This window comes from Acidisphaera sp. L21, assembly GCF_009765685.1.
Lineage (GTDB): Bacteria > Pseudomonadota > Alphaproteobacteria > Acetobacterales > Acetobacteraceae > LMUY01.
In genome coordinates, this window is sequence record NZ_LMUY01000075.1 from 115,349 (window position 1) to 137,025 (window position 21,677).

At 66.3% G+C, this 21,677-nt stretch carries 24 protein-coding genes; 18 read left to right on the forward strand and 6 right to left on the reverse strand.

Annotated features, from left to right (window positions below):
• The first annotated feature begins 28 nt into the window (after positions 1 to 28).
• Genes GSQ76_RS15335 through GSQ76_RS15345 form a run of 3 tightly spaced genes read left to right on the forward strand, consistent with a single transcriptional unit; the run spans position 29 to position 2,189 of the window.
• Positions 29 to 1,012, forward strand: coding sequence for an ABC transporter ATP-binding protein (locus tag GSQ76_RS15335; protein ID WP_158744792.1), 984 nt, complete (start codon positions 29 to 31; stop codon positions 1,010 to 1,012).
• Positions 1,009 to 1,200, forward strand: a complete 192-nt coding sequence (locus GSQ76_RS15340) for a hypothetical protein (protein ID WP_158744794.1) — start codon at positions 1,009 to 1,011, stop codon at positions 1,198 to 1,200. Before GSQ76_RS15335 ends, GSQ76_RS15340 begins: the two co-directional genes overlap by 4 nt.
• Positions 1,200 to 2,189, forward strand: a complete 990-nt coding sequence (locus GSQ76_RS15345; protein WP_158744796.1) for an ABC transporter ATP-binding protein — start codon at positions 1,200 to 1,202, stop codon at positions 2,187 to 2,189. The genes GSQ76_RS15340 and GSQ76_RS15345 overlap by 1 nt, the downstream gene beginning before the upstream one ends.
• A 1-nt stretch (position 2,190) precedes the next feature.
• On the opposite strand, the gene GSQ76_RS15350 is transcribed toward GSQ76_RS15345, so the two are convergent.
• The 3 genes from GSQ76_RS15350 to GSQ76_RS15360 are packed head-to-tail and all read right to left on the reverse strand — an operon-like array spanning position 2,191 to position 5,977.
• On the reverse strand, positions 2,191 to 2,961 hold the full coding sequence (locus GSQ76_RS15350; RefSeq protein ID WP_158744797.1) for an exodeoxyribonuclease III: 771 nt from the start codon (positions 2,959 to 2,961) through the stop codon (positions 2,191 to 2,193).
• On the reverse strand, positions 2,958 to 5,186 hold the full coding sequence (locus GSQ76_RS15355) for a pyridoxal-dependent decarboxylase (RefSeq protein ID WP_158744798.1): 2,229 nt from the start codon (positions 5,184 to 5,186) through the stop codon (positions 2,958 to 2,960). The genes GSQ76_RS15350 and GSQ76_RS15355 overlap by 4 nt, the downstream gene beginning before the upstream one ends.
• Before the next feature lie 47 nt (positions 5,187 to 5,233).
• Positions 5,234 to 5,977, reverse strand: coding sequence for an SDR family NAD(P)-dependent oxidoreductase (locus GSQ76_RS15360; RefSeq protein WP_158744800.1), 744 nt, complete (start codon positions 5,975 to 5,977; stop codon positions 5,234 to 5,236).
• Between the two features lie 227 nt (positions 5,978 to 6,204).
• On the opposite strand from GSQ76_RS15360, the gene GSQ76_RS32425 reads away from it, so the two are divergent.
• Both GSQ76_RS32425 and GSQ76_RS15370 read left to right on the forward strand, forming a co-directional pair.
• Positions 6,205 to 6,885, forward strand: a complete 681-nt coding sequence (locus tag GSQ76_RS32425; protein WP_272482682.1) for a cold-shock protein — start codon at positions 6,205 to 6,207, stop codon at positions 6,883 to 6,885.
• 131 nt (positions 6,886 to 7,016) lie between these two features.
• On the forward strand, positions 7,017 to 8,171 hold the full coding sequence (locus GSQ76_RS15370; RefSeq protein ID WP_158744802.1) for an amidohydrolase/deacetylase family metallohydrolase: 1,155 nt from the start codon (positions 7,017 to 7,019) through the stop codon (positions 8,169 to 8,171).
• Positions 8,172 to 8,181: 10 nt separating this feature from the next.
• On the opposite strand, the gene GSQ76_RS15375 is transcribed toward GSQ76_RS15370, so the two are convergent.
• A complete protein-coding gene (locus GSQ76_RS15375; protein ID WP_158744804.1) occupies positions 8,182 to 8,592 on the reverse strand; it encodes a hypothetical protein in 411 nt (136 codons plus the stop codon).
• 176 nt (positions 8,593 to 8,768) lie between these two features.
• Here GSQ76_RS15375 and GSQ76_RS15380 point away from each other — a divergent pair, with 176 nt between their 5' ends.
• From GSQ76_RS15380 to GSQ76_RS15440, 13 genes are all read left to right on the forward strand, one after another.
• On the forward strand, positions 8,769 to 10,040 hold the full coding sequence (locus tag GSQ76_RS15380) for an amidase (RefSeq protein ID WP_158744806.1): 1,272 nt from the start codon (positions 8,769 to 8,771) through the stop codon (positions 10,038 to 10,040).
• 111 nt (positions 10,041 to 10,151) lie between these two features.
• On the forward strand, positions 10,152 to 11,675 hold the full coding sequence (locus GSQ76_RS15385) for a methyl-accepting chemotaxis protein (RefSeq protein ID WP_158744808.1): 1,524 nt from the start codon (positions 10,152 to 10,154) through the stop codon (positions 11,673 to 11,675).
• Positions 11,676 to 11,677: 2 nt separating this feature from the next.
• Positions 11,678 to 11,977: an STAS domain-containing protein gene (locus GSQ76_RS15390; RefSeq protein WP_158744810.1), complete on the forward strand. Its 300-nt coding sequence runs from the start codon at positions 11,678 to 11,680 to the stop codon at positions 11,975 to 11,977.
• Positions 11,974 to 12,339, forward strand: coding sequence for a response regulator (locus GSQ76_RS15395; protein WP_158744812.1), 366 nt, complete (start codon positions 11,974 to 11,976; stop codon positions 12,337 to 12,339). The genes GSQ76_RS15390 and GSQ76_RS15395 overlap by 4 nt, the downstream gene beginning before the upstream one ends.
• A gap of 14 nt (positions 12,340 to 12,353) precedes the next feature.
• Complete coding sequence (locus tag GSQ76_RS15400; RefSeq protein WP_158744814.1) at positions 12,354 to 14,516, forward strand: chemotaxis protein CheA; 2,163 nt, start codon at positions 12,354 to 12,356, stop codon at positions 14,514 to 14,516.
• Positions 14,509 to 14,973 carry a chemotaxis protein CheW gene (locus GSQ76_RS15405; RefSeq protein ID WP_158744816.1) on the forward strand — a complete coding sequence of 155 codons (465 nt, stop codon included), beginning with the start codon at positions 14,509 to 14,511 and terminating at the stop codon, positions 14,971 to 14,973. Before GSQ76_RS15400 ends, GSQ76_RS15405 begins: the two co-directional genes overlap by 8 nt.
• Positions 14,970 to 15,842 carry a protein-glutamate O-methyltransferase CheR gene (locus GSQ76_RS15410; protein WP_158744818.1) on the forward strand — a complete coding sequence of 291 codons (873 nt, stop codon included), beginning with the start codon at positions 14,970 to 14,972 and terminating at the stop codon, positions 15,840 to 15,842. The genes GSQ76_RS15405 and GSQ76_RS15410 overlap by 4 nt, the downstream gene beginning before the upstream one ends.
• Positions 15,839 to 16,897, forward strand: coding sequence for a chemotaxis response regulator protein-glutamate methylesterase (locus tag GSQ76_RS15415; protein WP_158744820.1), 1,059 nt, complete (start codon positions 15,839 to 15,841; stop codon positions 16,895 to 16,897). The genes GSQ76_RS15410 and GSQ76_RS15415 overlap by 4 nt, the downstream gene beginning before the upstream one ends.
• The gene (locus GSQ76_RS15420) at positions 16,867 to 17,256 is read left to right on the forward strand and encodes a response regulator (protein WP_158744822.1); all 390 of its coding nucleotides are present in this window, start codon (positions 16,867 to 16,869) and stop codon (positions 17,254 to 17,256) included. Before GSQ76_RS15415 ends, GSQ76_RS15420 begins: the two co-directional genes overlap by 31 nt.
• Positions 17,253 to 17,798: a chemotaxis protein CheD gene (locus GSQ76_RS15425; RefSeq protein WP_158744824.1), complete on the forward strand. Its 546-nt coding sequence runs from the start codon at positions 17,253 to 17,255 to the stop codon at positions 17,796 to 17,798. The genes GSQ76_RS15420 and GSQ76_RS15425 overlap by 4 nt, the downstream gene beginning before the upstream one ends.
• Positions 17,798 to 18,139, forward strand: a complete 342-nt coding sequence (locus GSQ76_RS15430) for a hypothetical protein (RefSeq protein WP_158744826.1) — start codon at positions 17,798 to 17,800, stop codon at positions 18,137 to 18,139. The genes GSQ76_RS15425 and GSQ76_RS15430 overlap by 1 nt, the downstream gene beginning before the upstream one ends.
• Positions 18,136 to 18,750 carry a response regulator gene (locus GSQ76_RS15435; RefSeq protein ID WP_216851075.1) on the forward strand — a complete coding sequence of 205 codons (615 nt, stop codon included), beginning with the start codon at positions 18,136 to 18,138 and terminating at the stop codon, positions 18,748 to 18,750. Before GSQ76_RS15430 ends, GSQ76_RS15435 begins: the two co-directional genes overlap by 4 nt.
• On the forward strand, positions 18,750 to 19,208 hold the full coding sequence (locus GSQ76_RS15440; protein ID WP_158744828.1) for a hypothetical protein: 459 nt from the start codon (positions 18,750 to 18,752) through the stop codon (positions 19,206 to 19,208). The genes GSQ76_RS15435 and GSQ76_RS15440 overlap by 1 nt, the downstream gene beginning before the upstream one ends.
• Positions 19,209 to 19,250: 42 nt before the next feature.
• Here the strand turns inward: GSQ76_RS15440 and GSQ76_RS15445 are convergent, their stop codons facing one another.
• Both GSQ76_RS15445 and GSQ76_RS15450 read right to left on the reverse strand, forming a co-directional pair.
• Positions 19,251 to 19,397 carry a hypothetical protein gene (locus GSQ76_RS15445; protein ID WP_158744829.1) on the reverse strand — a complete coding sequence of 49 codons (147 nt, stop codon included), beginning with the start codon at positions 19,395 to 19,397 and terminating at the stop codon, positions 19,251 to 19,253.
• A gap of 100 nt (positions 19,398 to 19,497) precedes the next feature.
• Complete coding sequence (locus GSQ76_RS15450) at positions 19,498 to 21,651, reverse strand: glycogen debranching N-terminal domain-containing protein (RefSeq protein ID WP_158744830.1); 2,154 nt, start codon at positions 21,649 to 21,651, stop codon at positions 19,498 to 19,500.
• Positions 21,652 to 21,677: the final 26 nt, after the last annotated feature.

The following is a 21,677-nucleotide window of genomic DNA, read 5'->3' on the forward strand; positions in this document are numbered from 1 at the left end:
CGCGACGCGCCGCCGGGGCGGCAGTCTGATGGCCCTGTTGGACGTCAAGAACCTTCAGACGCATTTCGGCACCCCCGACGGGGTGGTCCGCGCGGTCGAGGGCCTGTCCTTCCACATCGAAGCCGGGGAAACGGTTGCGATCGTGGGGGAGAGCGGGTGCGGCAAATCCGTTACCTCGATGTCGATCCTCCGCCTGGTGAACACGCCCCCCGGCAAGATCGCCGGCCGGATCGAATTCCAGGGCAAGAACCTGCTGGACCTGTCGGATGCCGAGATGCGCAAATTGCGCGGCAACGACATCAGCATGATCTTCCAGGAGCCGATGACCAGCCTGAACCCGGTGCTGACCGTGGGCAAGCAGATCGGCGAGACACTGCGCCTGCATCAGGGCATGAACGCCAGCCAGGCGACGAAACGCTCGATCGAAATGCTGGAGCTCGTTGGCATTTCCGCGGCGCCGCGGCGGGTGAAGGAATATCCGCACCAGCTCTCCGGCGGCATGCGGCAGCGCGTGATGATCGCGATGGCGCTGGCCTGCAACCCGAAGCTGTTGATCGCGGACGAGCCGACCACGGCGCTGGACGTCACCATCCAGGCGCAGATCCTGGACCTCATGCGCGACCTGAAGACCCGCTTGGGCTCGGCCATCATGCTGATCACGCACGACCTGGGCGTGGTGGCGGAGATGGCCCAGCGCGTCGTCGTGATGTACGCCGGCCGCAAGGTCGAGGAAGCGCCGGTGAAGGAAATCTTCGGCCGCCCGCTGCACCCGTATACCCGCGGCCTGTTGGGCGCAGTGCCGAAACTAGGGTCGTCGCTGACCGGCAACGACGCCCGCAGCAAGCTGGCCGAGATCCCGGGCCTGGTGCCGAGCCTCCGCCAGCGCATCGTCGGTTGCCCGTTCGCCGGGCGCTGCCCGATGGTGACGGATTACTGCCGCCAGGTCGCCCCGGCGGTGGAGCCGAAGGCCCCCGAGCATCTTGTCGCCTGCCATTATGCGGATGCAGCATGATGCGCGCCGTCTTGGCGCTGCCGCTGATGCTCTCGGCTTGCGGCACGCCCAATGCGTGCCTCGCCAACCGCTATGACAATTCGTCGCCGCAGGCGCGCTGCGTCAGCGGCCTGCAACTGCCCTTCGGCATCCTGAAGGACACCGACCCCATGTCCGGCTCGACCGCCCCCGTGGAACCAGCTCTCTAATGGCACTGCTCGAAGTCAACGCGCTCAAGAAGCACTACCCGATCCATGGCGGCCTGTTCGGCGCGCAAACCGCGACCGTCTATGCGGTGGACGGCGTATCCTTCACCGTCTCCGCCGGCGAGACCCTGTCTGTCGTGGGCGAAAGCGGGTGCGGCAAATCCACCGTCGGCCGCGCCATCCTGCGCCTGACGGACCCGACCGACGGCGAGGTCTTCCTCGACGGCCAGCGCATCGATCAGTTATCGCCTGGCAAGATGCGACAGGTCCGCCGCCGCATCCAGGTCGTGTTCCAGGACCCGTTCAGCAGCCTCAACCCCCGGCAGCGCGTGCGCGACGTGCTCGCCGAGCCAATCCGGAATTTCGGCCTTGCCAAGGGCTCCGAATTGGACGACCGCGTCGCCGCGCTCATGGACAAGGTCCGCCTCCCGCGCGACGCGATGAAGCGCTTCCCGCACGAGTTCAGCGGCGGCCAGCGCCAACGTATCGGCATCGCGCGCGCATTGGCTCCCGGCTCCGACCTCATCATCTGCGACGAGGCCGTCAGCGCGCTCGACGTGTCGGTCAAGGCCCAGATCATCAACCTGCTGAGCGATCTGCAGGACGAGTTGGGCCTCGCCCTTCTCTTCATCAGCCACGATCTCGCCATCGTGGAGCATCTGACGCACCGAGTTGCGGTGATGTATCTCGGCAAGATCGTCGAACTGGCCGACCGCCGCTCACTCTTCTCCAACCCGCGCCACCCCTACACCCGCGCGCTGCTCTCTGCCGTGCCGGTGCCCGACCCGCTGGCCAAGCGCGACCGCATCATCCTGAAGGGTGACGTCCCGAGCCCAATCGACCCCCCCAAAGGCTGCCGCTTCCACACACGCTGCCCCTACGTCTTCGACCGCTGCCGCGTTGACGAGCCGCTGCTGCTGGAAAAGTCACCCGGCCAGAAGGCCGCGTGCCACCTGGACGAACTGCCGGAACTGCACGCTGTGCCGATCTAACTCAGGCCAGCCGCACCCAGGCCGGGGCATGATCGCTCGCTCCCTCCTGGCCGCGCACCGCCCGATCGACACCGGCATCGACCAGCTGCCCGGCAAGCGACGGACTCAGCAGCAGATGGTCCAGCCGCAGCCCGGCGTCCCGCGGCCATCGATCCCGCAGATAATCCCAGAACGTCCAAACCGGCCCAGTCGGATGACGCGCACGAATGGCATCCGTCCAGCCCTGTGCCAGCAACCGGCGAAACGCCGCCCGACTCTGCGGCTGCACCAGCGCGTTCTTCGCATAGGATTTGGACACGTACATGTCCGCCGCAGTCGGCACCACGTTGAAATCACCCGCCATCACGAACGGCAACCCGGTCTCGATCATCGCTGCGCCATGCGCGATCAGCCGTTCGAACCACGCCAGTTTATAGGCAAATTTTGGCCCCGGCTGCGGGTTTCCATTCGGTAGATAGACAGATGCCACCAGCACGCCCGCCACCGCCGCCTCGATATATCGGGCCTGATCATCCGACGGGTCACCCGGCAAGCTGCGCCGCGTTGGCACTGGCGCACCCACCCGGGACAAAAGCGCCACCCCATTCCAGGTTCGCTGCCCCTGCCACACCGCGCGATACCCCGCCGCCTCGATCGCCGCCGCCGGGAAGTCCCGATCCGCCGCCTTCAGCTCCTGCAAACAAACCACGTCCGGCCTGGCTTCATCCAGCCAGGCCAGAAGGTTCGGCAAACGCTTGTTAACGTTGTTGATGTTGAAGGTAGCGATCTTCACCCGTGGCCCAGATCGTCCAGTGCCCGGTGCGCCGCCCGGATCAGCGCCGCCTCGATCACCGCCAGGAAATCACCGCCCTCCGTTTCCGTCGTCCACGGGTCCATCGTCGTCGAGATCAGGAAATCGACCCCCAACTCCGCCTGCGGAATCACCCCCAACCGGCGCGAGAACGCGTCCACGAACTGATGCCCATAAACCCGCGGCTCGAACCGGGACGACGTCAGCACCAAATCCAGATCGCTCACATCCGCCCGCGGCTCGATCAGGCTGCAATACTGGAACACCCGGTCGTTGAACGCGTTCGCCTTCGCCAGGTCGGTATTCATCCGACCATCCGGCGTGCGGAAGTTCAGCGAAAACGCCAGAATCACCTGGTCCGATCCTAGCGACGTGAACAGCCGCTTCGCCTCCGGATCGGCCCCCAGCCTCGCCTCCAACCCAACATTGTCGGCATTGACGAACTGGCGGATCGCCGCCCGTTCCGCGGCCAATTCGTCATCCGGGCGCCGGGCACGCTCCGCCGGGGTGGCGTTGAACATCGTCACCCGGAACCGCGTGTCGTCCAGCGTGTGCAGCCGGCAGAACAGCCGCTTGGACGTCCACATGCACTGCCCAAGGATGTGACCGTAGCCAGACCGGTCCGGCCGGATCACCCGATGCGCCAGCCACACCGCCGCCGCGGCGGACCCGGGCTTCGACCCTTCCACCCCATAGATCCCAACCGTCGGCTCCGCCTGGCTATGGAACACCACCGGCGCCTGCAGCGAAATCGCGTCCCGCATCGCCGCGTTTCGGTAGCACAGCGCGCCAGCCGGGTAGGGGATATAGCCGCCCTTGTGCGGATCGACGGTGATGCTGTCGGCTTTGCCCAGTACCGCGTATTGCCGCTGCACATAGTCGCTCATCGCCAGCGTCGGCACGCCCACGTCTTCATCAGCCGACCCGGCCTCGCGCAGCATACAGCGGAAATACCCGCCCCAGGCCGCATCGGCATGGATGGCGAAGTTCAGCCCATGCGCGCGCGAGCGTTCCCGCAATGCCAGCAACCCGGCCAGCGGATCGACCGCGCTCTCCTCCGTGCTGCCGATCACCGCGACCGTGGCCAGCACCGGCACCCGGCGCCGCAGCAGGTCGATCAGCGTGCTCTCCACGTGTTCCAGATCCAGCCTGGCGTCTCGGTCCACCCGCTGGATTATCACCGCGTTCTGCCCCAACCCCAGCAGCGTCGCCGCCTTCGGCCAGGAATAATGGCTGGTCGCAGGCGCCAGGAAGACCGGCGTCTCCTGCACGTCCCGCATGAACGAGCGATAGAAATTTATCAGCCCGACATTTTGCACCGAGTACGCGCCCAGCATCCGCGTCAGCATGTCCGGCGGGATGCCCAGGTCGGTCAGCGCCCGCGGCAGCCCGGCGACCGCATCGATGTCCAGGTTCAACAGCGTCCAGGTGTCCAACTCCACCAGCCGGGCCATCCCGCCCTGCCACAACGGCACCTCCAACCCCTTGGCCTCGCTCAGCGCCGGCACTTCGCGAATGGCCTGGCGGATCGACACTGCGGCGAATTTCAGGTTTCGCGCCGCCCACAGCGCCTCCACATTGGCGACCGTCCCGCCGCTGGTGATGTGCCCCCACGGCAGCGGCTTGCCCGGCTTGGGCGCCTTGCCCTCCGGCGGCACGTAGTAGCCCAGCATCCGGCACAGATCGTTCCCGACCTCGATCTCCAGCCGTGTGGTCACCGGCGATGCCTCGGCCGCCACGTTGTTCTGGTTGTACAGCATCCCGGCGAACAGCCCGATCGTGGCTGGCAGCACCTGGTCCCACAGCATATGCCCCTGATACCGCATCGAGGCGAACGGCGCGGACAACTTCAACTTGTCCAGCAGCTCCGCCACATCGGCACGCAGCCGGGCCACGCCCTCCTGGAACCCGGTGGAGGCGCGCATCGCGCTCGTAATGTGCGTCGGGTCGTCCGGGTGAAAGCCGCGGCGGAACTCGGCGTGGCTGTCGATCGCCGACATGATCAACTCTTTCAGCAGATCGACGTTTTCCGCCTTCGGCCCCAGGAACCAAGCCTCCGGGACGCCCCTGGTAGACCCTTCCAGCCCCAGCGGGCCACGCAGTTCCTGGTCCCACTTCTCCCGCGCGCGCTTGTGCCGCGCCGGCATCAACGCCTCTGGCACGTCGGATGGCAGGTAGGGGGAAACGGTGGAGACGTCATCGCTCATACCCCCCAATCCTGCCCCATGTTGTCCTGTGCTCTTGCCCGTATCGCTCATGGGCCCAGCAACTGGCCGCCATCGACGATGATGCTCTGCCCCGTCACCCAGCGCGCCTTGCTAGAGGCGAGGAACAGCACGACCTCGGCAATCTCCTCCGGCGTGCCCATGCGGCCGAACGGGATCTGCGCCAGGGTGCCGTTGTACAGCGCCGGGTCTTCGGTGCGCCGCCGCTCCCACGTGCCACCCGGGAACTCGATCGAGCCGGGGGCGACGCAGTTCACCCGAACACCGCTCGCCGCATACATCTTTGCCTGGCTCGCCGTGTAGTGCATGACCGCGGCCTTGATCGCGCCGTAGGGCGGGTTCCGCTTGGTCGGGCGCAACGCGGAGATGGAGGAGATGTTGACGATGCTGCCCCCCGGCTGCGCCTGCAAAAACGGCAACGCGGCCTGGCTGGCCCGCACGATCGCCATCAAATCCACCGAGACGGAGGCAGCCCACCCGGCCTCGTCATCTGCCGAGCCAAACCCCGAGGCATTGTTCACCAATACGTCAACGCCACCCAGCGCCTTCGCGGCCGCCGGTAAGAATTTCGCGATTGCATCCGCATCCGCCAGGTCGACCTGCCCGGTGAACGAGCTGGGTCCCATCTCGGCCTTGGCGCTCGCCAACGCCTCCGCACCGCGCGCGCAGATGGCGACCGCAGCACCCTCAGCCGCGAATCCCAATGCGATAGAGCGGCCGATGCCCTTGCTGCCGCCCATCACCACGACCCGCTTACCCGACCATTGGTTCATCGCTGCGTTCCCGTTACCAATTCGCCACATAGGAGACGGCGCGTCGCTTCCGGGCAAGTGTCTGCCGCAGATATGAGATTTAAGCTGCGTTCGATCTTGAATTCATGCCGATGATCGTCAACAAAGTAATGCAGGATCGATGCAATACGCTCCGCGGCCTTGGAAAGGCTGGGGTCCGTACCGATCTGCCGGACTAAGCGCGAGATTTAGGGCAGAGGATTGAGTACTTGAGACCCCCGAAGGACAGCCGTCAGCGGCAACCGCGTCGTCGCGGATTCGACGACGACAATTTCTATGGCAACGCGCCGCCCCCGCCGGTATTCCCGTCGTTTGCGCCGCCGCCTTCCTCCGCGCCGCAGCTCCAAGCGACGGTGAAGTGGTACAACCCCGATAAGGGGTTCGGCTTCGTGGAACTGGCGGATGGTTCCGGTGACGTGTTCTTGCACGCCAACGCTCTGCAGGCCTCTGGCTTCCAGCAGGTCAGCCAGGGCGCCACGCTGCAGGTCCGCGTCGGCCAAGGCCAGAAAGGCAGACAGGTGGAGCAGGTGCTCGCGGTGGACGAAAGCACCGCCTCCAGCGCCCCGGCCGCACCCCGTGGTCCGCGCCCCGCCGGTGGCGGCTACGGCGGCGCCGGTGGCGCAGCGGAGGGCGGCTTCCGCTCCCCACGCCCGCCGCGCCCGCCGATGGATAGCGGCCCGGGTGTCGAGATGACCGGGACGGTGAAGTGGTATGACCCCAACAAGGGCTTCGGCTTCATCTCCCCGCAGGATGGCGGCAAAGACGTGTTCGTCCATGCCACCGCGCTCGAGCGTGCGGGCAAGCCACCGTTGACGGAGGGCCAGTCGGTCCGCGTCGTCGTCGGCCAGGGCCAGAAGGGACCGGAGGTTCGTTCGATCCTGGGCGACTAGGCTTCGGCGAAACCGGTTGAGATTAGGGGCGGTCCGGCAACGGGCCGCCCCTTTTTCTTTGCCATTCCATCTTCCCGGCGGGCCCGGCGGGTAGCAGAGTGGTCGCCTCGTTCCCGGGAAAGGACCCGCCAATGGATCACGATTTTGTCCTACGCAACGGCCGCGTGGTGGACCCCGGCACCGGGCGGGACGAGGTGACCGACGTCGCCTTCGCCGGCGGCAAGGTCGCCGCGATTGGCGCCGGGCTGCGCGGCAAGGCCGATCGCGACGTCAGCGGCTGCATCGTCATGCCGGGCAACATCGATTTCCACACACATGTGTATTGGGGCGGCACGTCCATCAGCATCGATGGCGACGCGCTCGCCCGGCGCTGTGGCACCACCACCTGGCTGGATGTCGGCTCCGCCGGGCCGGGCAATTTCGCCGGGTTCCGCAAGCACGTGATGGAGGTCAGCCAGACCCGCATCCTCGCCTACCTGCACGTTAGCCACGCCGGCATCTTCGCCTTCTCCCCGCAGATAATGGTGGGTGAGAGCCAGGACATGCGACTGATGGACACCGAAACCTGCGCCAGGGTCGCCCTCGCCAACCCGGACCTGATCCGCGGCATCAAGGTCCGCCTCGGCGCCAACACCTCCGGCGTCAACGGCATCGCGCCGCTATTCCACGCGCTGGAGGCCGCGGATAAGGCCGGGTTGCCGGTGATGGTGCATATCGACCGCCCGCCGCCGCGCTACACCGATGTCCTGAAGGAATTGCGGCCTGGCGACACGCTCACTCATTGCTTCAAGCCATTCCCCAACGCCCCGATCACGGCGGACGGCAAGATCAAGGACGGCGTGTGGGAAGCGCGGGAGCGCGGCGTCATCTTCGACATCGCGCACGGCAAGGGCTCGTTCGACTTCGACGTGGCAGAGGCGATGCTCGCCGGCGGCTTCCAGCCCGACATCATCAGTTCGGACGTTCACGTCCTGTGCATCGATGGCCCGGCCTTCGACAATATGGAGACGATGAGCAAGTTCCTCTACCTCGGCATGCCCATCCCCGACATCGTCCGCGCCGTCACCCACACGCCGGCCAAGGTGTTGAAGCGGCCGGATCTGGGCGATCTGTCGGTTGGCAGCACCGGTGACGCGACGATCATGCGGGTGGAGGAGGGGCGGTTCGGCTTCACCGACGTCTCGAACAAGACCCGCACCGGCCGGCAGCGCTTCGCGTTGGACAGCATGGTGGTGGGCGGTGCGCTGTGGCACACCGCCGGGCAACAGGCGCTGGCGGCGAACTAGCCGAGCCGTACTAGCCGGCGCGCAGGGTGACGGACGCGCGGTTGCGCAACCGCCGCGTCATCACCAGCGCACCGAACCCCGCCACCAGCAGAGCCTCCAGCCACTCCTTCCGCGAGGCGTCGCGGCCGGCCAGCAGTAGGAACACGCTGGACACCAGCACCAGCGCCAAGCGCCCGCGGTTACCCGCGCGGATCGAAAGGATGGTCAGCGGTACGAAGGCCACGAACGCGCCGATCGCCAAGGCGGGGATGAAGCTGGCTGCCAGGTTGGGTAGCAGCGATAGCTGCATATCCACCCATTGCGCCGCGTAGACCACCAGCGCCCAGGCCGCCACCAGCGTGTAATTGGCGCCAAAGACATACGCCACCAGCGCCGCCAGCAAGCTGACGATCCAGATCAGGATAATGGGGTTCGAACGCACGGCTTTCTCCAACTCTGCACCGGCGCTGTGTAGCACGGTCGCGGTCCACTGGCCCATCATAGGGTTGCCCTACGCCCGGCCGCCATCGACGGCGCCGGGCCCCGCCGCTAAACTGCCGCACCCGCCAGCCCGGCGGCTGCTTAGGATGGCCCTTTGCCGCCTTGATGGAGCCCACCATGGACCCAGCCGACCTCACCGCCATCGCCGCCCGGGCCAGGATCGCTGCCGGGCAATTGACCCCCGCGGCCCTGATGGAGGCATGCCTGGCCCGCATCGCGGAGCGGGAGCCGACGCTGCACGCGATGGCCTACCTCGACCCGGCGCTTGCCCGGCTTGGCGCCGCACGCGCCCGTCCCGGCGCGCTGCACGGCCTGCCACTGGGCGTGAAGGACGTGCTGGACACGGCCGATATGGTCACCGAGTACAACTCACCCATCTGGAAGGGCCACCAGCCACGCGCAGACGCCGGTGCGGTGGCCTGGGCGCGTGCCGCCGGCGCCGTGGTGGTGGGCAAGACGGTCACCACCGAATTCGCCACGCGAACGCCCGGCCCCACCACCAACCCGCACAACCCCGCCCACACGCCCGGCGGCTCCAGCAGCGGCTCGGCTGCGGGGGTGGCCGCCGGGTATTTCCCGTTCGCATTCGGCACGCAGACGGCCGGCAGCGTCATCCGCCCAGCCGCCTACTGCGGCGTCGTCGGCTACAAGCCGACCTACGGCACCATCGAGCGGCATGGCATGAAGCTGATGTCCTTCTCGCTCGACACGATCGGGGTCATGGCGCGCACCGTTGCCGACTGCGCCCTGCTGGCCGGCGCCGTCTCGGGCCGCGACCTTGGCGATCCGGAGCAGGCGGCGTCCCGCCCGTGGCGCATCGGCCTCTGCCGCTCCCACGCCTGGGACAATGCCGACGCCGCAACGCAGACCCTGCTCCTGGATGCCGCGACCCGGTTGCGCAACGCCGGCGCCGTCGTCTCCGACATCGAACTACCGCCGCTCTACACGGAGGCCGCGGAGGCGCACGCGCTGATGATGCTGTCCGAAAGTGCCCGCGCCATGGCATGGGAGTTGATGACCGCCCGCGACCAACTCAGCCCCGCCTTGCAGGAACGTCTGGAGTGGGGCCTCACCCACACGGCCGAGGCAGCCGACGCCGCCCGGGCCACCTTCGACGCCGCCCGGCGTGGTTTTGCCGACGTCACGTCCGAGTTCGATGTCTTGTTGACACCGTCCGCACCCGGCGAGGCGCCGCTCGGTATCGAGTGGACGGGGGAGCCGTCGTTCAACTCGCTTTGGACCGGGCTGCACGTTCCCTGCGTCACCGTTCCGGCGGGAATGGGTCCGGCCGGCCTGCCGCTGGGGCTGCAAATCGTCGGGCGCCAGGGCGAAGACAGCCGCACCTTGGCCGCTGCGCATTGGATCGGGAGCGTCGCCGCAAATCATTAATGAGACTCCGCCCGAAGCCCTGTCCCTTTAAGAAGTTCTTCAGGCCGCTCACGGCATTCTGATCCTCGCCATCGGCCGCATCTTGCCGGTCGGGCGGATGGGGGTCACGGGTTGTCATTTCGTCGCGCAGTTCGCCCGCTCGGCCTTTCCTGGCAGATCATCATCCCGGCGGCCCTAGCCTTCGTGCTGTGTGCCGGGACGATGCTCGCCTGGACCATGCGCGCGCACGAGGCGTCGGCAGCCAGCGCTGCCGAGTTCGAGCACGAGATACTATTGCTGGGTTGCGCCGTATTGACCGTGGCGGTGATCGGGCTCGCGTGGCTGCTGCGCCGGACACTGCGCCCGATCAATCTCCTCGCCGCCGCAACCCGCCAAATCGCCAGTGGTAATCTGGAACAACCGGTGCCCTGCGCCGACCGCACCGACCAGATCGGCCAGCTCGCCGTCTCATTGCAGCACCTACGGGACGAGGCCGTCGCCAAGCGCCGGCTGGAGGCCGAGGCCGTCGACCACCGCCGCCTCGCCGACGAGGCCCGCGCCCGGCACGAAGCCGAGGGCGAGAAGGCCGCCTGGGAACAGGCGCTGGTGGTGGAAGCCGTCGCGACGGCGCTGGAGCGGCTCGCCGGTGGCGACCTGACCTACCGTCTGCAAGATGAATTCGCCGCCGACTACGAAGCGCTGCGGGGCAATTTCAACGCCGCCAGCCACCGCCTGCAGGATGCGCTGACGGCGATCCTCGGCAATGCGCATGGCATGCGGTCCGGCACCGGGGAAATTGCCCAGGCCGCCGACGATCTGTCCCGCCGGACCGAGCAGCAGGCCGCGACGCTGGAACAAACCGCCGCGGCGCTGGACGAGATTACCACCACCGTCGGCAAGACGGCGCAGAATGCCCGCGATGCCGGCCGGGTCGTCGGCGACGCCAAGCGCGATGCCGATCAATCCAATGTCGTCGTCACCGACACGGTCGCCGCGATGGACGCGATCAAGGACTCCGCCAACCAGATCAGCCAGATCATCGGCGTCATCGACGAGATCGCGTTTCAGACCAACCTGCTTGCGCTCAACGCCGGGGTAGAGGCTGCACGGGCCGGTGACGCCGGGCGTGGTTTCGCCGTGGTCGCCAGTGAGGTGCGTGCCCTGGCCCAGCGTAGCGCCAGTGCGGCACGCGAAATCAAGACCCTCATCGCGACCTCCGCCACGCAGGTCGGCCGGGGCGTGGAATTGGTGGGTGAAACCGGTCGGTCACTGGGCCGGATCGTGGATAGGGTGATGCAGATTAACTCGGTGGTCACAGCCATCACCGATGCTTCGCAGGAACAGGCGGAGGCGTTGCAGCAGGTGAACACCGCCATCAACCAGATGGACCAGGTGACGCAGCAGAACGCCGCCATGGTGGAGCAATCCACCGCGGCCAGCCACAGCCTGGTGAAGGATGCCAACGAGCTGGTGGCGATGACGGCGCATTTCCAACTCGGCCAGTCGGCCGGGAAGGGCGATGTGGTCGCAATCGCCCCGACGCGCCGGCCCGCGGCCGCGCGGCCAGCCGCACAAGCGAGGGCGAAGGCCGGCCGTGGGGCCGCTGCCGTGGCCCGCAAGCCCGTGTTGGACGAACACGGATGGGAGGAGTTCTGAGGATGGAGCAATCAAGCGATGTGGGGATCACCGCCCTGCCGCCGGTGCTGGACCTGACGGCGGCCGGCCCGTTGGCGGCGGATCTGCTGGGCCGTCGTGGCGCCCCGCTGATGATCGATGGCTCCGGGGTGCAGCGTCTCGGCGCGCAATGCCTACAGGTCCTAATGGCCGCGAAGGCGACCTGGGCCGCAGACGGCAACTACTTCTCGGTGGAGGCGCCATCCGACGCCTTGACCGAAACCCTCGCAGCACTCGGTGCTGCAGATCTTGTCTTCCAATCGACTGAGGAGAACCCCGCGTGACCAAAACCGTGCTGACCGTGGATGACTCGCGGACCATGCGCGACATGCTGCACCTGGCCCTGTCCGAGGCGGGCTACCGCGTCGTGCAGGCTGTCGACGGCCTGGATGGGCTGGAGGTGCTGAAGGGCGAGAAGCCCGACGTGATCGTGACCGACATCAACATGCCCCGCATGGATGGTTTCGGCTTCATCGAGGGCGTGCGCAGCGATGTCGCCAACCGTGCGATCCCCATTCTGGTGCTGACCACCGAAAGCGACGCCGCGAAGAAGACGCGTGCCCGTGAGGCGGGTGCGACTGGCTGGATCATCAAGCCGTTCAACCCGACCAAGCTCGTCGACGCCCTGCGCCGCGTCGCCGCTTAACTAGGGAGCCCAAAATGGACCCGATGGACGCCATCCGCCAAACGTTCTTCCAGGAATGCGAAGAACAACTGGCCGAACTGGAAAGCGGCCTGCTCGCCATGCAGGGCGGTGCACGCGATTCGGAAACGGTGAATGCCGTGTTCCGCGCCGTCCATTCGGTAAAGGGCGGTGCCGGTGCCTTCGGGCTCGATGACCTCGTGCGCTTTGCCCATGTGTTCGAAACCACGCTGGAGGCGGTTCGCTCCGATCAGTTGGTGGCCGACGCGCATGTCCTGAAGGTGATGCTGCGGGCGGCCGACGTGCTGGCCGATCTGGTTCGCGCCTCCCGCGACGGCCAGGTGCTGGACGAGTCGCATGCCAGCGCCTCGGCGACCGAGTTGGCCTCGCTGGGCGGCCCAGCCGCTGGCCCGGCGATAGCGGATGATGCCGATCCGTTGGCCTCGCTGATGTTCCAGCCGATGATGGTGGAAGCTGCGCCGGAGCCGGATCGTTGGATCGTTCGCTTCCGTCCACGGGCGGAGATGTATGCCAAGGCGAACGACGCGGTGATGCTGCTGCGCGAACTGGCGCGGCTGGGCCCAACTAGCGTCAGCCTCGATGCCAGCGATCTGCCGGATCTGGCGACGCTGGAGCCGGAGGGCGCCTATCTCGCCTGGACGGTGCAGTTGCAGACCGACCAGCCGGAATCGTCGATCCAGGAAGTGTTCGAGTTCGTCGATTGCGATTGCGACGTCGACATCAAGCCCGCCGACGCCGTGATGGCCGAGGAGCCAGCGGCTGAGGTCGATCCTAATGCCGATGTCATGGCGCTGATCCGCAGCCTGCAGGCCGAAGTCGCGCCCGAGCCGGAGCCTGCCGCAATCCCCGAGCCGATCTTGGTTGCTGTACCGATTCCCATGGCCGCGCCGATCGCCGCCGCCGCTCCCCCGCCGCCGCAGGTTCGCGAAGAAGCGGTTGCGCCGAAGCCGACCATCCGCGTCGACCTGGATCGCGTCGACCGCCTGATCGATCTGGTGGGCGAATTGGTCATCAACGGCGCCATGCTGACGCAGCGTGTCGGCGAGGCGGGGATCAGCCGCGCCTCCGCCGTGACGGTGGCGCTGGACGAGCTGGAGCATCTGACGCGCGAGATCCAGGACAGCGTCATGGCGATCCGCGCACAGCCCGTGAAGTCGGTATTTGCCCGCATGCCGCGCCTGGCGCGCGAAGTGGCGGCGATGACCGGCAAGCAGGTCCGCCTGACCTCCGAGGGTGAGGCGACCGAGGTCGACAAAACCGTGATCGAGCACTTGGCCGACCCGCTGACCCACATGATCCGCAACGCCATCGACCACGGGCTGGAATCGCCCGACGTTCGCCGTGCCGCAGGCAAACCCGAAGAGGGCACGGTGAAGCTGCAAGCGCTGCATCGCTCCGGCCGCATCGTGATCGAGGTATCCGACGACGGCGCCGGCATCAACCGCGCCAAGGTGCGGGAGAGCGCCATCGCCAAGGGCCTGGTCGCACCGGATGCGGTGCTGAGCGATGAGGAAACCGACAACCTGATCTTCCTGCCGGGCTTCTCCACCGCCGACAAGGTGTCCGACATTTCGGGCCGCGGCGTCGGGATGGACGTCGTGCGCCGGTCGATCCAGGCATTGGGTGGCCGCATCAACATCGCCTCCCGACCCGGCAAGGGCTCCACCTTCACGCTCAGCCTGCCGCTGACGCTGGCAGTGCTGGACGGCATGGTCGTAACGGTTGCCGAACAAACGCTGATCGTGCCGTTGACCGCGATCATCGAAACCCTGCAGCCGCGCGCTGCCGACATTCACGAGATGGGCGACGCTGCCCGCGTCATCGCCATCCGCGGCACCTATCTGCCGCTGATCGGCGTGGGCGCGGCGCTGGGCTGGGCCGATCCGGAGCGGTCCGTCACTGGCGGCGTGGCATTGCTGATCGAGGGCGAGGATGGCAGCCGCGCCGTGCTGCTGGTGGATGCGATCCAGGGCCAGCGCCAGGTTGTCATCAAAAGCCTGGAAGCCAATTACCGCCGGGTGCCCGGTGTAGCCGCCGCAACCATCCTCGGCGATGGCCGCGTGGCGCTGATCCTGGACGTGGACGCCATCGTGTCCGACGCCCGGGGTGACGCACCCTTCGCCGAAACCCGCGCCGAGTTAGGATTGGCCTATGCTTGATACGATTGTAGCCAGCGCTAAGGAACGCGAGCTGATCGCGTTCCGCATCGCCGAACAGGAATTCTGCGTCGACATCATGGCCGTGCGGGAAATCCGCGGTTGGGCCCCGGTGACACCGCTGCCACATTCGCCGAGCTTCCTGCGCGGCGTGCTGAACCTGCGCGGCGCCGTGTTGCCGATCGTCGACTTGGCCGCCCGCCTCGGTTTGCCCGCCACCAACCCGACCGCCCGCCACGTGATCATCGTGGCGCAGGTGAACGGGCAGGTGATCGGACTGCTGGTGGATGCGGTGTCCGACATCCTCACCATCGGTGACGGCTCGATCCAGCCACCGCCGGAGGTCGCATCCGGCCGCGTCCGCACCTTCGTGCAGGGCCTGGTCGCGATCGAGGGTCGTATGGTGAGCTTCATCTCGCTGGACCGGGTTCTGCCGCGGCCGGAGGCCGAAGCCGCATGAACGCCCCCGTCGCATCGCGACGGTCCTCGGTGGGCATGGTCGATGGTGAGTTTCTACTGACGACAGCAGATTTCAACACCATCGCCAAGATGCTGCACGCGGAGACCGGGATCACCCTGCACGAGGGTAAGGCCACGCTGATGTATTCGCGGCTGGGCAAGCGGCTGCGTGCGTTGGGCATGACCGATTTTCGCAGCTATTGCGAGCTGCTGGAGAATCCGGAGGAGAATGAGGAGCGCGGCTCGATGATCCGCGCGCTCACCACCAACGTCACCCGCTTCTATCGCGAGCCGCATCATTTCGACCATCTGCGCGACGTCGTGCTGCCGCCCCTGCTGCGCGCGGCCGAACGCGGTGGTCGCGTGCGGATCTGGTCCGCCGCCTGTTCCAGCGGGCAGGAGCCGTACTCGCTGGGCCTGACGGTGCTGCGTCTGCTGCCGAACGCGGCCAGCCTGGACGTCCGCATCCTCGCCACCGACATCGACACCACAGTGTTGGAGCAGGCGCGGGCAGGGCGGTACAGCACCGAAGCGCTGAGCGCCGTGCCCGGCGACTTGCGCAACCGGCACTTCGAAAAGAGCCAGGGCGAGTGGGAGGCAGGGGATGCTCTGCGCCGGATGATCACGTTCCGGCCGCTGAACCTGATCGGGGCGTGGCCGATGCGCGGCACGTTCGACGTGATCATGTGCCGCAATGTCGTGATCTACTTCGCAGAGGATACGCAGGTGGAGATCTGGAACCGGTTTGCCCCGCTGCTTTCGCCGGGTGGCTATCTGTATATTGGTCATTCCGAGCGCGTGGCTGGCCCGGCGATGAAGGTGTTCACCAACGCCGGCATCACCACCTACCAGAAGCGGCCCAGCGCATGACCCGCGTCCTGGTGGTCGATGATTCTGCAACGATGCGTGCGCTGATCAAGCGCGCATTGCAGAGCCACGCCGACATGGAAGTGGTCGGCGAGGCGAGCGACCCGATCCAGGCCCGCGACGCGATCAAGGCGTTGAACCCGGACGTCATCACGCTCGACATCGAGATGCCGCAGATGAACGGTCTCGATTTCCTCGAACGCCTGATGCGGTTGCGGCCGATGCCGGTCGTGATGGTATCGACGTTGACCAGCCGCGGCGCCGAGGCAACCCTGCGCGCCCTTGAATTGGGCGCGGTCGATTGCGTCGCCAAGCCAAAGTTCGAGGATCGCGCCGGGTTCGACCGGCTGGCCGAGATCGTTCGCACCGCGGCCTCCGCACGGCTGCGTCCCCTGTCGAACGCGCCGCCGCCGGTCGCCCAGCCGGAATTCTCCCCGAACGAGCGGATGCTGGCGATCGGCGCATCGACTGGCGGCGTGGAAGCGCTGTTGGCCATTTTGTCGACCTTCCCGGCGAACTGCCCGCCGACCGTGATCACCCAGCACATGCCGGCCGCCTTCACGCCGTCCTTTGCACAACGATTGAACCGGTCCTGTGCGGCCACGGTGTCGGAGGCGACGGACGGCGCGCGGCTATCGCCGGGCCAGGTGTATTTGGCGCCGGGTGGGCTGACGCATCTGGAGGTCGCGGGGCCGCCGGCCGGCCCATGGCGTTGCCGGCTGAACACGAACGGCGCTGTCAACGGACATCGTCCGTCGGTGGACGTGCTGTTCCACTCGGTTGCGGCCACGGCGCGCGCGCGCGCCGTCGGCGTCATCCTCACCGGGATGGGCCGTGATGGCGCGCAGGGATTACTGGCGATGCGCGATGCGGGTGCCCGCACGTTCGGCCAGGATGAACACAGTTCTGTCGTCTACGGTATGCCAAAGGCTGCCTTTGAATTGGGTGGTGTTGGAAGGCAGGTTCCGCTTCACGCGGCCGCCGCCGCCATGCTTGCCGCCTGTAACGCAAAAATTGGAGATCGCGCATGCCGTCCGCTGCTGCCCTCAAGGTGCTGATCGTCGACGACCAGCAATCGATGCGGTTGCTGATTCGTGGCGGGCTTCAACAACTCGGCTTCCGGGAATTCGACGAGGCGCCGGATGGCGAGGCTGGTCTACGCAGCCTTATCGCCAGCCCGGTGCAATTGGTGATCAGTGACTTCAACATGCCGAAGCTCGATGGTTTGGGGCTGTTGCGCGCGGTGCGCGTTCACCCTCCGACAGCAAAGATCGCGTATATCATGCTCACTGGGCGTGGAGATGCGGAATTGGTGCAACGGGCGGTGCAGTTCGGGGTGAACAACTTCCTGGTGAAGCCGTTTACGGTTGCGACCCTTCGCGAGAAGATCGAAGCCGTGTTTGGAACACTGACATGATGGACACTGCGCTAGCATCGCGTCGGGTTAATATCGTTCAGGGCGAATACCACACCACCAATGATCCGGAGGTGGTGTTGACCACCATCCTCGGGTCCTGCGTCGCCGCGTGTCTGCACGACCCGGTGGCGCGGATCGGCGGGATGAACCACTTCCTGTTGCCCGGCAACGACACCCCCGGCGGCTACTCGGCCGAACACGGCGTGCATGCGATGGAGCTGTTGGTCAACGACATGCTGAAGCGCGGCGCCCGTCGTGACCGGTTGGAGGCCAAGCTGTTTGGTGGCGCCCGGATGTTGAGCGGGTTGACCGATGTCGGCACGCTGAACGCCGATTTCGCCGAACGCTTCGTTCGGCGGGAACGGATCAACGTGACGGGTGGCAGCCTGCGCGGCGATCGCGGGCGGCGGATCCAGTTCTGGCCGGTCGCAGGGCGTGCGCGGCAGATGATCATGGGTGCGTCCGATGGCGAGGTTTTCGCCGCAGAGCGCGCCCGCCCGGTGCATACGCCCGATTTGGGCGGTGGCGTGGAGCTGTTCTGATGGACGTAGCCGTGTCGAACCAAGCCGACCTCGCCTTGCCGGACGTCCTCCAGGCCGCTGCCGCCGAACTGATGCATCTGGCGTCGGTGGCCGACGGGCTGGGGGTCTGCCAGTCCAGCGCGTCGTCCGAACAATGGCAATCGCTGGACCGGATGAGCCAGCATCTGGAGGGATTGTCGACCTTCCTGTCGGCGATCTCCTCCGTGGTGCCGGACATCCGGCCGGACCTCGCAGACGCCCTGGCTGCGGTGCGCGTCGGCGCCCTGTTCAACCGCCTGACCGCGACCGCCCCTGCCGCCGACGTTGACGATTCCGGCGATTTCGATCTGTTCGACGCGTGAGCGCCGCCGCCACCACTTCGGAACTGGATAGCCGCGTCTACTTCGGCGCACTTTCCGTGGTGCTGGTGGAATCGAATGATCTAGAGGCCGAAATCCTCACGCAGGTATTGAGCGGCTTCAAGGTGCGCGGCATGACCCGGTTCGCCGGCGCGACCGAGGCGGAGGCGCATCTGCAGCGCGACACCGCCGATTTGCTGGTGGTCGGTGCCGCGCGCGGCAAGGAAGGCGATCTGGACGAGTACGACCTCATCCGCCGCATCCGCCGCAACAAGGCAGGCGGTGCACGCACGGCGCCGATCATCCTGCTGGCCGGCCACACATCCCAGGTCAACGTCATGCGCGCCCGCGATTGCGGCGCCAGCTTCGTCGTTGCCAAACCGATTACGCCGCAAGTGCTATACGAACGCATCATGTGGCTGGCGAAGGACGCGCGTCCCTTCATCACCGCCGACACCTACACCGGCCCGGACCGCCGCTTCCAAAAATTAGGCCCACCCGCAGGGATGGAAGGGCGCCGGAAAGACGATCTGTCGCTCCGGGTCGGAGAAGCCAAAGCGCCGAACCTTTCCCAGTCCGAGATTGACGCGATGCTCAAAGGACCCCCACGCTGATGTCCAATCTTCCGCTGCACACGCGCCGGCTGTCCGGATTGGTCAATCGCCCCGGCGGCATCACCGTGTCCGAGGCCGTGGTCGCGGCAGAGGCGAACCTGGCCACGATCCGTGTCCGAGGCTTGGATGAGATCACGTCCACCCTGGCGAAGATCCAAACGATCGGGGAGGCACTGCGGGCCGGCCCCAACCCCGTCAAGCAGACCGAGCTCTATGACCTCAGCAACATTTTGGTGGGTGTGTGCGGCGTGTTCGGCATGGGCGGCCTGGGTGAGGTTGCGTTCAGCCTATGCAGCCTGCTGGACCGGATGCGTGAGGCAGGAGTGTGGAGCATGCCATCCGTCCAAACCCATCTGGACAGCTTACGCCTGCTGCACAGTGCAACGCTGGAGCCAGCGGCGATGGCGGCCGTCACGGCAGCGTTGCGCCAGGTCGTGGAGCGGGTGCCAGCGGCCTAAGGCCCGGCCCCTCCCTGCGAAAGCAGCGGGCTCAGGCCCGTCCTAATAGGTGTAAAGCACGATCAGGACGAGAACGCCGGCGGTGATCGCGACGGCGGTCGTGATCCAACCAGCCGGCTTGTCCTGCTCTGCAGCGACAGGCTGGTCCACGTCGGAGAAGCTCTCCTCCCAATCCAGGCCAGTATCCATGTGTTCGTCCCCATTGCGCGGCCACCGGCGACATCCGCCGGGTCCGAGCACATGATGCGTCTAAATAATTAAATTAAAGTGTTTATTGTTGAGCCGCCGTTTACGACGGCGTCCAAACTGAATGCGACTGCCGAACCACGCGCGCCGGATCACCCCGGAGCACTTCATACTCGGTCTGCGCCCCGTTGCGTTCGAACCGGATATCGAACACATCCGCGCCAACCCGCAAATCGCGCAGCGTCAGCTCTGGCAACCAATCCGGCAGCGTCGGATCAATCCGCAGACGTTGGTTCGGCGCGTCCGGCTGGAAACCGACCATCGCCTGCACGAGGGAGAACACGCTGCCAGCCGCCCAGGCCTGCGGAACGTTGGCACCCAAATATTGCACGGGGAAGCTCAACGGCTCCCGCTGCACCCCGGCATACAATTCCGGCAACTGGTTCAACATGAAGAAACTCGCCGCGCCCATCACATCCGCCGCCACCGCGTTCGCTTCCGCGGCAAAGCCGTAGCGTTTGAAGCCCTGTGCGATCAGCCCGTTATCATGCGGCCAGACCGAGCCATTCTGATACGAATAGGGGTTATACGAGGGATGGCTGGCCGACAGCGTGCGAATGCCCCACCCGCTCCACATATCCGGCTGCATCAATCGCTGCACCACGCGTGCCGCACGATCCGGCGGCACCAGGCCGGACCACAACAGATGCCCAGGGTTGGAGGCAACGCTCAGGATGGGGCGCTTCGCCCCGTCCAGGCCATAAGCGTAGAAGCCTTCGGCCTCGTTCCAGAATGCGTCGTTGAAGCGGTGGTGCAGCGCGGCGGCCTTGGCCTGCAATTGCGCGGCCCGATCCTCATGCCCCAACGCTTGGAAAATCTCCGCCATGCGGATCCAGGCATCGAACACGTAGCCCTGCAATTCGCACAGCGCCTTCGGCCCGACCACCTTGCTGCCATCCGCATGCATGACGGAATCGCCCGAATCCTTCCAGGCCATGTTCTCATAACCCTTGGGCGATCTCGTCTGGTACTCCTGGAACCCATCGCCGTCCCGGTCGCCCCACTCGTCGATCCATTGCAGGCACCGCTCGGCCACCGGCATTTGCCGTTCCACCATGGCGCGGTCGCCAGTGCAGCGCCACGCATCGTGCAGGGTAATTAGATACAGCGGCGTCGCATCCGCCGTGCCGTAATACGGCGTGTGCGGAATCAGCTTGAAGTGCGCCAGCTCGCCCCGGCGCAATTCGTGCAGGATCTTGCCGGGCTCCGCATCGCGATAATCGTCGCGCTCGGTCGCCTGCCATTTACCCAGAATGTCCAACGTGCCGCGGGCAAAATCCGGATAGACCATCGCGTTCTGCAGCGACACGATCAGGCTGTCGCGGCCAAACAGCGCGATGAACCATGGCAGTCCGGCGATCGGCACGAACTCCTTCGTCGTCGCCAACTCGAAGGGCAGACGCAGCGCCGCCATGTCGTCCAGCGCTTGATCGTACAGCCGCTGGAACAGGCTGTTGCCCGTCTCCAGCTTGGTCACGCCAGCCCGCCATTCCTCCATGATCCGGCTGGGGGTGCTGGTATCTGCATGGTCGCAGCACTCCAGCGACGCCTCGTACACCGTGTCCCCATCCTGCAGATCGTAGCGCAGGCAGGTATGCCATTTCTCCCCGGGCTGCAGCGCCACTTCGAAGCTAATGCGGCCATTGGCATAGACGGCGGGCGAGGGGCCGCCACTGGCCGATACGCTCAGCGCGCGGTGAAAATCCTGATTGCCATAGGTGTTCACCAACCGCTGCTCGACATCCAGCCACTCACTGGTGATACGGCCGCGGCGCACGATCGACTGGTCCTTGACCTCGAAGATATCGGCGAAGTCGCTGCGCAGCACGATTTCCAGGTTGAACCGCACGGGCAGGCTGCCGTGGTTGGTCAAATCGAAATCCTCGTGGATCCCGCCCTCGATCTGCCGGCTGACCACCAGGCTGAGCGTGCGTGGTGCCACGTTGCCGCTCTCGGTCGCGATCGCCCGGTTGGTGAGGTAGATGCGAGACAGATAATAGGTCGGCGTGCCGCTATTCAGCAGGTCCCAGTCGACGCCGTTGGCCGACAGCGACCAGGCGCTGATCATCCGTGTGTCGAAGAAGTAGAGGCCCATGGCGGTCGGCCAGAGAACCTGGCCGTCCGGCTCGGTGATCAGCACTGCGTTGCCCTGGTGAATGGCGAGCTGCGGTGGGCCGACCTTGATCTCTAACGACATTTCGCTCCCGGGCGGTTCCGATTCGT